The organism is Paraburkholderia denitrificans (assembly GCF_042655705.1).
GTDB lineage: Bacteria > Pseudomonadota > Gammaproteobacteria > Burkholderiales > Burkholderiaceae > Paraburkholderia > Paraburkholderia denitrificans.
This window is the reverse complement of the sequence record NZ_JBHSMP010000019.1, coordinates 62,300-75,446: the sequence shown is the minus strand read 5'-3', so window position 1 is coordinate 75,446 and position 13,147 is coordinate 62,300. Positions and strand designations below refer to the sequence as shown.

The following is a 13,147-nucleotide window of genomic DNA, read 5'->3' as shown; positions in this document are numbered from 1 at the left end:
CGCCGGGCAAAACCGCTGGCGGGGAACGCGCCGCCGTCGTCAGTTCTTCGTGCCGAAGAGCCGGTCGCCCGCGTCGCCGAGGCCCGGGATGATATAGGCGTGGTCGTTCAGATGCGAGTCGAGCGAGGCGACGTAGAGCTTCACGTCCGGGTGCGCGCGCTGGAATACCTCGACGCCTTCCGGCGCCGCCACCAGCGCGAGGAACGAGATGCGCTCGCCCGTCACGCCGCGGCGCTTGAGCACGTCGACTGCGTGCGCCGCCGAGTAGCCGGTCGCGACCATCGGATCGCACAGGATGAACGTCCGGTCTTCGAGGTCGGGCAGGCGCACTAGGTACTCGACCGGGCGATGGTCGTCGGCGCGATAGACGCCAATATGGCCCACACGCGCCGACGGGATCAGTTCCAGCAGTCCGTCCGACATGCCGACGCCCGCGCGCAGCACCGGCACGATCGCGAGTTTCTTGCCCGCGATCACGGGCGCGTCGACGTCGACGAGCGGCGTCGTGACGCGGCGTGTCGTGACCGGCAGGTCGCGCGTGATTTCATAACCCATCAGCAGCGTGATTTCGCGCAGCAGTTCGCGGAACGTCCGGGTGGACGTGTCCTTGTCGCGCATGTGGGTGAGCTTGTGCTGGATCAGCGGGTGGTCGAGGATGAAGAGGTTGGGAAAACGGCTGTCCTGTTTCATGGCGGGGCGCACAAGGCTGCAAGAGGAATCGGGGAATCCGGGAAAACGCGTTGCCGCCGTGCGCGGCAGGCGGCCGAAGATGAGGCCCGGCGCGGCTCGCGCAGCGCACTGGCCGCGCTACATCGTGGAGTATACGGGATATGCCTGTGCTCCGGCGTGCCTGCGCCGGTCCCGGCCGGCATGCGTCAAAGCCCGCGATATCGGGCGAGGGCGGACGAGGGCGGGCGCGGCGGGCGCGATTCTTCTAGAATCCGTAAAACGGTGGGGCGCCAGCCGCGAGCGGCTGCCACGCAAGCCGAATGCAACCGTCAAGCAACGGGTATGCAGCCGTCAAGCAGCCGTCAAGCAATCAACGCTAAATCAACCCACCCGCGCGGCACGCAGGCAAGCGGCAGGCCAGCGGCACGCAAGCACGAAAGGACCGGATCACGATGGACATGGGCATCGCAGGACGCAGCGCGCTGGTGTGCGCGGCAAGCAAGGGCCTCGGCCGCGGCTGCGCCGAGGCGCTCGCCGCCGAGGGCGTCAACGTCACGATCGTTGCGCGCACCGCGGCGACGCTCGAGGAAACCGCCGCGCAGATCCGCGTGAATACGGGCGTCGAGGTGAAAACCGTCGCGTGCGATATCACCACCCCCGCAGGCCGCGCTGCCGCGCTCGCCGCCTGCGGGCAACCGGACATCCTCGTCAACAACGCGGGCGGCCCGCCGCCCGGCGACTTCCGCTCGTACACGCACGAGGCGTGGACCGCCGCGCTCGAAGCGAACATGCTCACGCCGATCGCGCTGATCCAGGCCACCGTCGACGGCATGATCGCGCGCGGCTTCGGGCGCATCGTCAACATCACGAGTTCGTCGGTGAAGGCGCCGATCGACGTGCTCGGCCTCTCGAACGGCGCGCGCTCGGGGCTCACGGGCTTCGTCGCGGGCGTCGCGCGCCAGGTCGCGGCGACGGGCGTCACGATCAACAATCTGCTGCCGGGCGCGTTCGATACCGACCGCATCCAGGCCACGCTCGTCGCGCAGTCGCGGGCGAGCGGACGCCCGGTCGACGAAGTGCGCGAGCGCCGCCTCGCGGCGATTCCGGCACGCCGCTTCGGCACGTCCGACGAATTCGGCCGCGCCTGCGCGTTCCTGTGCAGCGTCCACGCGGGCTATATCACGGGACAAAACTGGCTGATCGACGGCGGCGCCTTCCCCGGCACCTACTGAGCCGACACCTTCCGAGCGGCATTTTCCGGCGTACCTTGACCACCTGAAACGAAGGAGCACCGAAGTCATGGCAACTCGCGTCGCGCTGATCGCGCACGACCACAAGAAAGACGACATCGTCAAACTGGCCGGCGAATTCGCCGATACGCTGCGCCACTGCGAACTCATCGCAACGGGTACGACCGGTTCGCGCATCGAGGCCGCGCACGGGCTGAACGTCGAGCGCATGCTTTCGGGCCCGCACGGCGGCGATCTGCAGATCGGCGCGCAGCTCGCCGAGGGCCGCGTCGACATGGTGATCTTCCTGCGCGACCCGATGACGCCGCAGCCGCACGAGCCGGACATCAACGCACTCGTGCGCGCGTGCGACGTGCACAACGTACCGTGCGCAACGAATATCTCGACGGCGCGCATGATTCTCGACGCGCTCAAGGTGCGTGTTTCGGGCGCGGCCTGAGCGACCCGCAGTGCCGCCATCGAACCGCGGCGCGATCAACACAACAAGGAGACACGATGAGCAAGGCAATCCGAATCGAGCAGACCGGCGGCCCCGAAGTCATGACGTGGGTGGACGTCGACGTGGGCGAGCCGGGCGAGGGCCAGGTGCGGCTCAAGCAGACCGCGTGCGGGCTCAACTATATCGATGTGTATTTCCGTACCGGTCTCTATCCGCAGCCGCTGCCCGCAGGGCTCGGCATGGAGGCGGCCGGCGTGGTGTCGGCGGTCGGCCCCGGCGTGGCGGACCTCAAGGTGGGCGACCGCGTCGCGTACGTGGCGCGTCCGCCGGGCGCGTATGCCGAGGAGCGCGTGCTGCGCGCCGATCAGCTGATCCGCCTGCCCGATGCGATCAGCGACGAGGCCGCCGCATCGATCATGCTTCAGGGCCTCACCGCGCAATATCTGCTGCGCCGCACGTATCCCGTGAAGGCGGGCGACACGATCCTGATCCAGGCCGCTGCGGGCGGCGTGGGACTGTTCGTGTGCCAGTGGGCGAAGGCGCTCGGCGCGACGGTGATCGGCACCGTGAGTTCCGACGAGAAGGCGCAGATCGCGAAAGCGCACGGCTGCGATTACCCGATCGTGTACACGCGCGAGGATTTCGCCACGCGCGTGCGCGACATTACGCAAGGCGCGGGCGTGCCGGTGGTGTACGACTCGATCGGCAAGGACACGTTTGCGAAGTCGCTCGACTGTCTCGCGCCGCTCGGCCTCTTCGTGAGCTTCGGCAATGCGTCGGGCCCGCTGCCGCCGATCGATTCGTCCGAATTCGCCGGACGCGGCTCGCTCTTCTTCACGCGCCCGACGCTCTTCACCTATATGGCCAAACGCGCCGACTACGAGCGGATGGCCGCCGAACTCTTCGAGGTCGTCGCGTCGGGCAAGGTGAAGACGTCGATCAACCAGCGCTATGCGCTCAAGGACGTCGGGCAGGCGCACGCCGATCTCGAAGCGCGCCGTACCACCGGCTCGACCATCCTCATTCCCTGATCGCCCCCGCCGCGATTGTCTTTCACGGTAAAGGCGCGCAAGCCTCGCTTGCGCGCCTTTTTCTTTGGTCCCGCTGCGTGCGGGCGGCGTTTGCGTGTTCTTTTGCGCGCTTTTTTACGCGTTTTTTACAGGCATCCCGCGACCTTTAATCCGTTCTTGACGCGCAAACCCGTACTGTTCTCCATCTGAAATCCGTCAATGGAGAACACGACAATGGACGTGCTGTGCATCGGGGGGCTGGCGGTGTTCGCGGGGCTCACGTACGCGTTGCTGGCCGGCTGCGAGAAGCTCATGCAGTACGGGCGCGGCGAGCGGGGAGCCCGCTCATGACCTGGATCCTGTGGCTGTCGGGTACGGCAACGCTGTTGCTGTTCGGCTATCTCATCTACGCGCTCCTGCGTGCGGAGGATATCGAATGAACGCCAACAATCTGCTGCAGACCGGCATTTTCCTCGTCGTTCTGCTCGCGCTCGCCGTGCCGGTCGCGGGCTATATCACGCGGGTTCTCGACGGACGCTCGCGCGTCGTGCGCCTGTTCGCGCCGCTCGAAAATCTGCTCTATCGCATCGCGGGCGTCGATCCGCAAGCGGAGATGAACTGGAAGCGCTACGCGCTCGCCACGATCTCGTTCAACGTGCTCGGCACGGTGTTTCTTTACGTGCTGCTGCGCATCCAGGGCTGGCTGCCGGGCAATCCGCAGCAGCTCGGCCCGATGACCGTGGACGGCGCGTTCAACACGGCCGTGAGCTTCGTCACCAACACGAACTGGCAGGACTACACGCCCGAGCAGACCGTGAGCTACCTCACGCAGATGCTCGGTTTCACCGTGCAGAACTTCCTTTCGGCGGCGACGGGCATCGTGGTCGTGATCGCGCTGATCCGCGGTTTCGCGCGCCACTCGATGCAGACCATCGGCAACTTCTGGGTCGATCTCACGCGCACGACGCTCTATGTGCTCGTGCCGATGGCGGCGGTCATCGCCGCGCTCCTGATGAGCCAGGGCATGATCCAGAACTTCAAGGCGTATCAGGACGTGCCGGTGCTTCAGACCACCACGTACGCGGCGCCGAAGCTCGACGCGCGGGGCAATCCCGTGAAGGACGCGCAGGGCAATGCCGTCACGGTCGCCACGAAGGTCGCGACGCAGACGATCGCCATGGGCCCGGTCGCTTCGCAGGTCGCGATCAAGATGCTCGGCACCAACGGCGGCGGCTTCTTCAACGCGAACTCGGCGCATCCGTACGAGAACCCGACGCCGTTCTCAAACGTCGTCGAGATGTTTGCGATTCTGATCATTCCGGCGGCGCTCTGTCTCGTGTTCGGCAACGTCGTGGGCGACCGGCGCCAGGGCATTGCGGTGCTCGCCGTCATGACGTTTGCCTTCGTGCTTGCCGTGGGCGTCGAACTGGGCGCGGAGCAGGCGGGCAATCCGCTCTTCACGACGCTCAACGTCGATCAGCACGCGAGCCTGCTGCAGGCGGGCGGCAACATGGAAGGCAAGGAAACGCGCTTCGGCATCGCGCAGAGCAGCATCTTCGTGGTCGCGACCACCGCTGCTTCGTGCGGCGCCGTGAATACGATGCACGACTCGCTCACGCCGCTCGGCGGCCTGGTTCCGATGCTCTTCATCCAGCTCGGCGAAGTAATCTTCGGCGGCGTCGGCTCGGGGCTCTACGGCATGCTCGTGTTCGCGCTGCTCGCGGTGTTCGTCGCGGGGCTGATGATCGGCCGCACGCCCGAATACGTCGGCAAGAAGATCGAGTCGTTCGAGATGAAGATGGTCTCCATCGTCGTGCTGCTCACGCCGATGCTCGTGCTTCTCGGCACTTCGATTGCCGTGCTCGCCGACGCGGGCAAGGCCGGCATCGCCAATCCGGGCGCGCACGGCTTCTCGGAGATTCTCTATGCGTTCAGCTCGGCGGCGAACAACAACGGCAGCGCCTTCGCGGGCCTCACGGTGAACACGCCGTTCTATAACTGGATGCTCGCCATCGCCATGTGGTTCGGCCGCTTCGGCACGATCGTTCCGGTGCTCGCCATCGCGGGTTCGCTCGCCGGCAAGAAGCGTCTCGCCGAAACCGGCGGCACGCTGCCCACCCACGGACCGCTCTTCGTCGTGCTGCTGCTCGGCACCGTGCTGCTTGTCGGCGCGCTGACCTACGTGCCCGCGCTCGCCCTCGGCCCCGGCGTCGAGCATCTGATCATGATGGGCGTGCATTGAACAGGACTTCACCAACATGAATCAACATAGTGCTACACGGTCCATGTTCGATCCGGCGCTCCTGCGCCCGGCCATCGTGGACTCGTTCAGGAAACTCACACCGCGCACCCAGCTCCGCAACCCGGTGATGTTCTGCGTGTATGTCGGCAGCGTGCTCACGACGATCCTGTGGCTCGCCGCGCTCAACGGCCAGGCCGAGGCGCCGCAGGGCTTCATTCTCGCCGTCACGCTATGGCTGTGGTTCACGGTCCTCTTCGCGAACTTCGCCGAAGCGCTCGCGGAAGGTCGCTCGAAGGCGCAGGCCGCGTCGCTGCGCCAGGCCAAGCGCGACGTCATGGCTAAGAAGCTCAACGAGCCGCATCCTAAGGCGCCGATCCGTATCATGACCGCGACCGATCTGCGCCGCGGCGACGTGGTCCTCGTGGAAACCGGCGATACGATCCCGGCAGACGGCGAAGTGATCGAAGGCGTCGCTTCGGTGGACGAATCGGCCATTACCGGCGAATCCGCGCCGGTGATCCGCGAGTCGGGTGGCGACTTTTCTTCGGTGACGGGCGGCACGCGCGTGCTCTCCGACTGGATCGTCGTGCGCGTCACGGCGAACCCCGGCGAAGCGTTCCTCGACCGCATGATCGCGATGGTGGAAGGCGCGAAGCGCAAGAAGACGCCGAACGAGATCGCGCTCACGATCCTGCTCGTTGCGCTCACAATCGTCCTGCTGCTCGCGACGGCGACGCTGCTGCCGTTCTCGATGTTCTCGGTCGAAGCGACGAAGGCTGGCCACGTCGTCACGATCACCGCGCTTGTCGCACTGCTCGTGTGCCTGATTCCGACCACCATCGGCGGGCTGCTTTCGGCGATCGGCGTGGCGGGCATGAGCCGCATGATGCAGGCCAATGTGATCGCCACGTCGGGCCGCGCCGTGGAAGCGGCGGGCGACGTGGACGTGCTGCTGCTCGACAAGACCGGCACGATCACGCTCGGCAATCGTCAGGCGTCGGCGTTCATTGCCGCTCCGGGCGTGACCGAAGAAGCGCTCGCGGACGCGGCGCAACTCGCCTCGCTCGCCGACGAAACGCCGGAAGGCCGCAGTATCGTCGTGCTCGCGAAGCAGCGCTTCAACATTCGCCAGCGCGACATGGGCACGCTCCATCCGGTGTTTCTCTCCTTTAGCGCGCAAACGCGCATGAGCGGCGTGGACCTGCATCCCGACGGGATGCTCGCAGGTACGCCGGGCCGTGAAATCCGCAAGGGCGCGGCCGATGCGCTCAAGCACTACGTCGAATCGCACGGCGGGCGCTTCCCGGCTGAAGTCGATAAGGCTGTGGACGACGTCGCGCGCCGCGGCAGCACGCCGCTCGTCGTCGCGCATCGCCCGCAGGATGGCGCGGCGCAGGTGCTCGGCGTGATCGAACTGAAGGACGTGGTGAAGGGCGGCATCAAGGAGCGCTTTGCCGAACTGCGCAAGATGGGCATCAAGACCGTGATGGTCACGGGCGACAACCGGCTGACCGCGGCGGCCATCGCAGCCGAAGCGGGCGTGGACGACTTCCTCGCGCAGGCGACGCCTGAAACGAAGCTCGCGACGATCCGAGAACACCAGGCGCAGGGCAAGCTCGTGGCGATGACCGGCGACGGCACGAACGACGCTCCGGCGCTCGCGCAGGCCGATGTCGCGGTGGCGATGAACACGGGCACCCAGGCCGCGAAGGAAGCGGGCAACATGGTCGACCTCGATTCGAACCCGACGAAGCTCATCGAGATTGTCGAGATCGGCAAGCAGATGCTCATGACGCGCGGTTCGCTCACGACGTTCTCGATCGCCAACGATCTCGCGAAGTACTTCGCGATCATCCCGGCGGCGTTCGCGACCACGTATCCGCAACTGAACGCGCTCAACGTGATGCATCTCGCCACTCCGGCTTCGGCGATCCTCTCGGCGGTGATCTTCAACGCGCTGATCATCGTGCTGCTGATTCCGCTCGCGCTGAAAGGCGTGAAGTACCGGCCGCTCGGCGCCGCGATCCTGTTGCGCCGCAATCTGCTGATCTACGGCCTGGGCGGGATTCTCGTGCCGTTCGTCGGGATCAAGCTGATCGACATGGTGCTCGCCGCGTTCGGCTGGGTCTGATCCGCACGCCCTCATCTATGAGCTATTCGACGCACATTCGGGAAAGAACATGAAATCGCTGTTTCGTCCTCTTATCGTGATCTTCGCCGTGCTGACGGCGATCACGGGTCTCGCGTATCCGGCCGTGATGACGGCGTTCGGCCAGGCGGCGTTCCACCGCGCGGCCAACGGCAGCCTGATCGTCGTCGACGGCAAGGTGGCCGGGTCCGAGCTGATCGGCCAGCAGTTCGACGCGCCGCAGTACTTCTGGGGCCGCCTCTCGGCCACGTCGCCGAATCCGTACAACGCGACGGGTTCCGGCGGCTCGAACCTCGGCCCGACCAACCCGGCGCTCGCCGACGAGGTCAAAGGCCGCATCGCCGCGCTCAAGGCCGCGGGCACCGACGTCTTGCAGCCGATCCCGGCGGACCTCGTGACGTCGTCGGCAAGCGGCCTCGATCCCGAGATTTCCCCGGCTGCGGCGGCGTATCAGGTGGAGCGCGTCGCGCGCGCGCGCCGCCTGAATCCGGTCGACGTGCAGGCGCTCGTGGACCGTTATACGAAGGGGCGCCAGTTTGGCGTGTTCGGCGAGCCGCGCGTGAACGTGCTCAGGCTGAACCTCGCGCTCGACGGCAAAGCAGCCAGTTGAGCCGCGCAACGACCCGAACCGCACGCAGCGCGACTCACGCCGGGTGCGGTTTGCCATTTTTGTGGCGCGGTGAGACGATCAGCATGATGTTTCGCGGCACTGAACTATTTACAGCGGCATCAAGCGTGGCATCAAGCGCGGCACCAGAAGCGCCTGCGGCGCCCATCACGGAGACCCGGTCCGCATGAACCGCCCCGATCCCGACGAACTGCTCGATCGCCTCCAGCGCGATGAGGAAAAGCGCCGCCGCGGCAAGCTGAAGATTTTCTTCGGCGCCTCGGCGGGCGTCGGCAAGACCTACGCGATGCTGCAGGCCGCGCGCCGCCGCGCGGAGGAGGGCATCGACGTCGTCGTCGGCATTGTGGAGACGCACGGGCGCAGCGAAACCGCCGCGCTCATCGACGGCTTCGATGTGCTGCCGCGCGCTCAGATCGCCTACCGGGGCCGCCAGATCGCCGAGTTCGACCTCGACGCCGCGCTCGCGCGCAAGCCGCAACTCATCCTCGTCGACGAACTCGCGCACTCGAACGTGCCGGGCGCACGTCACCTCAAGCGCTGGCAGGACGTCTACGAACTGCTCGACGCGGGCATCGATTGCTACACGACCGTCAACGTCCAGCACCTCGAAAGCCTCAATGACGTGGTCGGGCAGATCACGGGCATCCGCGTCTGGGAGACGGTGCCCGACCGCGTGTTCGATCACGCCGACGAAGTGACGCTCGTCGACCTGCCCGCCGAAGAGCTGCTCGACCGCATGCGCGACGGCAAGGTGTACATGCCCGCGCAGGCCGAGCGCGCGGTGCGCAACTTCTTTCGCAAGGGCAACCTGATCGCGCTGCGCGAACTGGCGCTGCGCCGCACGGCCGACCGCGTCGACGCGCAGATGCGCGAGTACCGCGCCGACCGCTCGATCCAGCACGTCTGGCAGGCGCGCGAGCGGCTGCTCGTGTGCATCGGGCCCGGTCCCGAGGCGAGCGCGCTCGTGCGCGCGGCGGCGCGGCTCGCGACGAGCCTGAAGGCCGACTGGATCGCGGTCTACGTCGAAACGCCGAAACTCCAGCGCCTGCCCGATGCGATTCGCGAACGCACGCTCGGCGCGCTGAAACTCGCCGCCGAGATGGGCGCGGAGACCGCGACGCTCGCGGGCGCGGACGCGGCGACGATGCTCGTGGGTTACGCCCGGCTGCGCAACGTGTCGAAGCTCGTTGCGGGCGGATCGTTGCGGATGGGCGTTTCGCGCTGGCTGCGCCGGCCGTTCGGCGAGCGGCTCGCCGAAAAGGCGGGCGATGTCGATCTCACGCTCGTGCGCGCCATGGCGGGCGAAGCGGGCACCACGGGCGCCGCGGGCACCACCGCACGCGAGTCGCAGGGCGAGGGCGCCGCGGCGCGCGCCGCCAACGCCTGGCGCGACGCGATGGCGGCAAGGAGCGGCCACCGCTCGCCGCCGCGCGCCTATGCTGCGGCGCTCGTGATCTGTGCGTGCGTCACGCTGATCGCGAGCCAGTTGATCGATCGCATCGACCTCACCAATCTCGTCATGCTGTATCTGCTCGGCGTGATCTTCACGGCGACGAAACTCGGCCGCGGCCCCGGCGTGCTGCTCTCGTTCGCGAGCGTCGCGGCGTTCGACTTCTTCTTCGTGCCGCCGCGCATGTCGCTCTCCGTGACCGATACGCAGTACCTGCTGACCTTCGTCGGCATGTTGCTCACGTCGCTCGTCATCAGTCACCTCACGTCGAGCATGCGCCGCGAAGCGAGTGTCGCGCAGCGGCGCGAGCAGCGCACGGGGGCGATGTATGCGATGGCGCGCGAACTGGCCGCGGCGCTCACGACCGAGCAGATCGTGGCGATCGGCCTGCGCCACGTGAGCGAGGTGTTCGGCGCGCGCGTCGCGATTTTGCTGCCGGACAGCGGGGACAAGGTGCAGCAGAAGATCGAGGAGCCCGATCCGCAGATCATGCTCCACGCGGCGCAGCTCGATCTCGACGTGGGCCAGTGGGTCTACGACCAGCAAAAACCCGCTGGCCGCGGCACCGATACGCTGCCCGCGGCGGCTGCGCGCTATCAGCCGCTCAAGGCGCCGATGCGCACGCGCGGCGTGCTCGCCGTCGTCACGCGCGATGCGGGCGAGTTGCAGGTGCCCGAGCAGCAGCGCATGTTCGATGCGTTCGCCGCGCAGATCGCGCTCGCGCTGGAGCGCGTGCACTACGTCGATATCGCGCGCGACGCGCTCGTCAACATGGAGTCGGAGCGGCTGCGCAATTCGCTCCTGTCGGCCATCTCGCACGATCTGCGCACGCCGCTGACTGCCATCGTCGGGTTCTCGTCGATGCTCGCGCAAAAGCCGGTGCCCGATGCGCCTGCCGATGAGCGCTCGGAGGAACTGATCGAGGCGATCCACGACGAGGCGCTGCGCATGACCGGCATCGTCACGAACCTGCTCGACATGGCGCGGCTGCAGGCGGGCAGCCTCAAGCTGAACCGCCAGTGGACGCTGCTCGAAGAGACGGTGGGCGCGGCGCTCGCGGCATGCCGCCGGGTGCTGGCGCACCATCCGGTGCAGGTGGCGCTCGAAGCCGGGCTGCCGCTGCTGCAGCTCGACGCCGTGCTGATGGAGCGGCTGTTCTCGAATCTGCTCGAAAACGCCGCGAAGTACACGCCGCCCGACACGCCGCTCGCCATCGGCGCGCACCGCGTGGAGATGGGCGGCCAGCCGTTCGTGCGCGTGACGATCGACGACAGCGGGCCGGGCCTGCCGCCCGGCATGGGCGAGCGCGTCTTCGAGAAATTTACGCGCGGCGAGAAGGAGTCGACGAAGCCGGGCATCGGCCTCGGGCTTGCGATCTGCCGGGCGATTGTCGAGGCGCACGGCGGTACAATCGGCGCCGCGAATCGCCTCGATGCCGAAGGCCGCGTGCAAGGCGCATCGTTCTGGTTCGCGCTGCCGGTGGAGTCGCCGCCGCCGCTGCCAGCCGATGTCGATGAAGGTGTCGGGACCGACGTTGCCGACGTTGCCGACGTCGCCGACGACGCCGACGACGCCGACGACGCCGACGACGCCGACGACGCCGACGACGAAGCGGCGGCGCAAGCCCCAACCGCGAACCCAACCGCGAAACCAGCCGATTCGAAAACGTCCCATGAGTGATCCGAGCGTCGCCGTTGTTCTGATCGAAGACGAAAAGCAGATTCGCCGCTTCGTGCGTGTGTCGCTGGAGGGCGAGGGGATCGTCGTCCACGACGCCGAGACCGGCAGGCAGGGCCTCGTCGAAGCGGCCACGCGCAAGCCCGATCTCGTGATCGTCGACCTCGGCCTGCCCGACAGCGACGGCCTCGACGTGATCCGGGAACTGCGCGGCTGGAGCGATCTGCCGGTCATCGTGCTGTCGGCGCGCACGCAGGAAAGCGAGAAGGTTGCCGCGCTCGACGCCGGGGCGGACGACTACCTCACGAAGCCGTTCGGCGTCTCCGAACTGCTTGCGCGGATTCGCGCGCATCTGCGGCGGCGCAATCGCGGCGGCGCGAACGAGGCGCCGCAGGTGAGCTTCGGCCCCGTGACCGTCGATCTCGGCCTGCGCACCGTCACGCGCGACGGCGCGCCGGTCCATCTCACGCCCATCGAATACCGGCTGCTCGCCACGCTCGTGCGCGATGCGGGCCGCGTGCTCACGCACCGGCAATTGCTGCGGGAAGTGTGGGGACCGTCGCACGTGGAGAGCAGCCACTATCTGCGGATCTACATGGCGCATCTGCGCCAGAAACTCGAACGCGACCCCGCGCAGCCCGAGCATATCGTTACGGAGACCGGCGTCGGCTACCGGCTCGTGGGTGTGCAATAACAGACGAACGTGCTGTGCCGCAACGTGCGTGTCTATAATGAAGCGGTCATATCGCGAATTCTGAAACCCGAATCCCGAATCTCGTACCGCACCGAACCCCGCCGTACCCTGCTGGATACCGCTCATGCACCGGCCATGCGCCGATGACGTTCCGGCGATGCGGCGAGCGCTGGCGCCCGAGGGGCCAGGCAGGAGCGCGGTACCGGGAGGCGCAGTACTTGCCCAGGCGGTGAGCCGGTGTGTGGCCAACGCCGCTGCGAGGAGGCAGCCATGCTGGAACCACTTTCGCTAGCAGCGGGACTTTCGTGGGGCAGCGGGTTGCGCCTCTATCTCACCGTGCTCATGGCGGGCGTCATGCAGCGCCTCGGCCTGATCCATCTGCCCGACACCCTTTCGATGCTCGCTTCGCCCTGGGTGATCGGTGTCGCCGCCGCGCTTACCCTGCTCGAATTCCTCGCCGACAAGATTCCCGCGTTCGATTCGCTCTGGGACGCGGTGCATACCTTCATCCGCATTCCGGCCGGTGCCGTGCTCGCAGCGGGTGCGATGGGGCACGCCGATCCGGCCGTCCTCACGATTGCCGCGCTCGCGGGCGGCACGCTCGCGGGCACCGCGCATCTTGCCAAGGCCGGTACGCGCGCGCTCATCAACCTGTCGCCGGAGCCGGTTTCGAACGTCGTCACGTCGAGTGCCGAGGACGGCATGACCTTCGTCGGCGTGCTGATGGCATTCTTCGTGCCGATCCTGTTCCTCGTGATGCTGGTGGCGTTCCTGTCCGTGGCTGCCTGGGCGCTGCCGCGGCTGTGGCGCGGCGTGCAGGGCGGTTTTCGCGGCATGGCCATGCACATGGTCTCGCACCTGTCCTTGCGAGGCCGACACGATTGAGCGGCACCGCACGTTCTTCAGCTCTCGACCAGCCGGTTCGCGGCGACGGTCTGC

General features: G+C 67.2%; 12 protein-coding genes. 11 read left to right on the top strand and 1 reads right to left on the bottom strand.

The annotated features are described in order from the left end of the window. Window positions 1-39: 39 nt before the first annotated feature. On the bottom strand, window positions 40-690 hold the full coding sequence (gene upp, locus ACFPTO_RS16435) for a uracil phosphoribosyltransferase (protein ID WP_293042573.1): 651 nt from the start codon (window positions 688-690) through the stop codon (window positions 40-42). A 431-nt stretch (window positions 691-1,121) separates the two neighbouring features. On the opposite strand from upp, the gene ACFPTO_RS16430 reads away from it, so the two are divergent. The 11 genes from ACFPTO_RS16430 (at window position 1,122) to ACFPTO_RS16380 (ending at window position 13,093) form a co-directional block, all read left to right on the top strand. Continuing rightward, the gene (locus tag ACFPTO_RS16430) at window positions 1,122-1,901 is read left to right on the top strand and encodes an SDR family oxidoreductase (RefSeq protein ID WP_377712772.1); all 780 of its coding nucleotides are present in this window, start codon (window positions 1,122-1,124) and stop codon (window positions 1,899-1,901) included. Between the two features lie 67 nt (window positions 1,902-1,968). Beyond that, on the top strand, window positions 1,969-2,358 hold the full coding sequence (locus tag ACFPTO_RS16425; RefSeq protein ID WP_296653289.1) for a methylglyoxal synthase: 390 nt from the start codon (window positions 1,969-1,971) through the stop codon (window positions 2,356-2,358). A gap of 56 nt (window positions 2,359-2,414) precedes the next feature. Beyond that, window positions 2,415-3,389, top strand: a complete 975-nt coding sequence (locus ACFPTO_RS16420) for a quinone oxidoreductase family protein (protein ID WP_377712770.1) — start codon at window positions 2,415-2,417, stop codon at window positions 3,387-3,389. A 198-nt stretch (window positions 3,390-3,587) separates the two neighbouring features. Then, window positions 3,588-3,719 carry a potassium ABC transporter ATPase gene (locus ACFPTO_RS16415; protein ID WP_377712768.1) on the top strand — a complete coding sequence of 44 codons (132 nt, stop codon included), beginning with the start codon at window positions 3,588-3,590 and terminating at the stop codon, window positions 3,717-3,719. Then, window positions 3,716-3,808, top strand: coding sequence for a K(+)-transporting ATPase subunit F (kdpF, locus tag ACFPTO_RS16410; protein ID WP_296653285.1), 93 nt, complete (start codon window positions 3,716-3,718; stop codon window positions 3,806-3,808). The genes ACFPTO_RS16415 and kdpF overlap by 4 nt, the downstream gene beginning before the upstream one ends. Continuing rightward, window positions 3,805-5,610, top strand: coding sequence for a potassium-transporting ATPase subunit KdpA (gene kdpA / locus ACFPTO_RS16405; protein WP_377712765.1), 1,806 nt, complete (start codon window positions 3,805-3,807; stop codon window positions 5,608-5,610). Before kdpF ends, kdpA begins: the two co-directional genes overlap by 4 nt. A 16-nt stretch (window positions 5,611-5,626) precedes the next feature. Then, a complete protein-coding gene (gene kdpB / locus ACFPTO_RS16400; protein ID WP_377712763.1) occupies window positions 5,627-7,741 on the top strand; it encodes a potassium-transporting ATPase subunit KdpB in 2,115 nt (704 codons plus the stop codon). A 49-nt stretch (window positions 7,742-7,790) separates the two neighbouring features. Next, on the top strand, window positions 7,791-8,369 hold the full coding sequence (gene kdpC / locus ACFPTO_RS16395) for a potassium-transporting ATPase subunit KdpC (protein ID WP_377712761.1): 579 nt from the start codon (window positions 7,791-7,793) through the stop codon (window positions 8,367-8,369). Between the two features lie 184 nt (window positions 8,370-8,553). Continuing rightward, window positions 8,554-11,517, top strand: coding sequence for a DUF4118 domain-containing protein (locus ACFPTO_RS16390; RefSeq protein WP_377712759.1), 2,964 nt, complete (start codon window positions 8,554-8,556; stop codon window positions 11,515-11,517). After that, window positions 11,510-12,208 (top strand): two-component system response regulator KdpE, encoded by a 699-nt coding sequence (kdpE, locus tag ACFPTO_RS16385; RefSeq protein WP_377712757.1) that lies wholly within the window; start codon window positions 11,510-11,512, stop codon window positions 12,206-12,208. Before ACFPTO_RS16390 ends, kdpE begins: the two co-directional genes overlap by 8 nt. A gap of 270 nt (window positions 12,209-12,478) precedes the next feature. Beyond that, window positions 12,479-13,093 carry a DUF4126 domain-containing protein gene (locus ACFPTO_RS16380; RefSeq protein WP_377712755.1) on the top strand — a complete coding sequence of 205 codons (615 nt, stop codon included), beginning with the start codon at window positions 12,479-12,481 and terminating at the stop codon, window positions 13,091-13,093. Window positions 13,094-13,147 lie beyond the last annotated feature (54 nt).

Excerpts from the sequence above, each read along its gene's own strand:
- upp (WP_293042573.1), bottom strand. The coding sequence starts at position 690 with ATGAAACAGGACAGCCGTTTTCCCAACCTCTTCATCCTCGACCACCCG.
- ACFPTO_RS16430 (WP_377712772.1), top strand. The coding sequence starts at position 1,122 with ATGGACATGGGCATCGCAGGACGCAGCGCGCTGGTGTGCGCGGCAAGC.
- ACFPTO_RS16425 (WP_296653289.1), top strand. The coding sequence starts at position 1,969 with ATGGCAACTCGCGTCGCGCTGATCGCGCACGACCACAAGAAAGACGAC.
- ACFPTO_RS16420 (WP_377712770.1), top strand. The coding sequence starts at position 2,415 with ATGAGCAAGGCAATCCGAATCGAGCAGACCGGCGGCCCCGAAGTCATG.
- ACFPTO_RS16415 (WP_377712768.1), top strand. The coding sequence starts at position 3,588 with ATGGAGAACACGACAATGGACGTGCTGTGCATCGGGGGGCTGGCGGTG.
- kdpF (WP_296653285.1), top strand. The coding sequence starts at position 3,716 with ATGACCTGGATCCTGTGGCTGTCGGGTACGGCAACGCTGTTGCTGTTC.
- kdpA (WP_377712765.1), top strand. The coding sequence starts at position 3,805 with ATGAACGCCAACAATCTGCTGCAGACCGGCATTTTCCTCGTCGTTCTG.
- kdpB (WP_377712763.1), top strand. The coding sequence starts at position 5,627 with ATGAATCAACATAGTGCTACACGGTCCATGTTCGATCCGGCGCTCCTG.
- kdpC (WP_377712761.1), top strand. The coding sequence starts at position 7,791 with ATGAAATCGCTGTTTCGTCCTCTTATCGTGATCTTCGCCGTGCTGACG.
- ACFPTO_RS16390 (WP_377712759.1), top strand. The coding sequence starts at position 8,554 with ATGAACCGCCCCGATCCCGACGAACTGCTCGATCGCCTCCAGCGCGAT.
- kdpE (WP_377712757.1), top strand. The coding sequence starts at position 11,510 with ATGAGTGATCCGAGCGTCGCCGTTGTTCTGATCGAAGACGAAAAGCAG.
- ACFPTO_RS16380 (WP_377712755.1), top strand. The coding sequence starts at position 12,479 with ATGCTGGAACCACTTTCGCTAGCAGCGGGACTTTCGTGGGGCAGCGGG.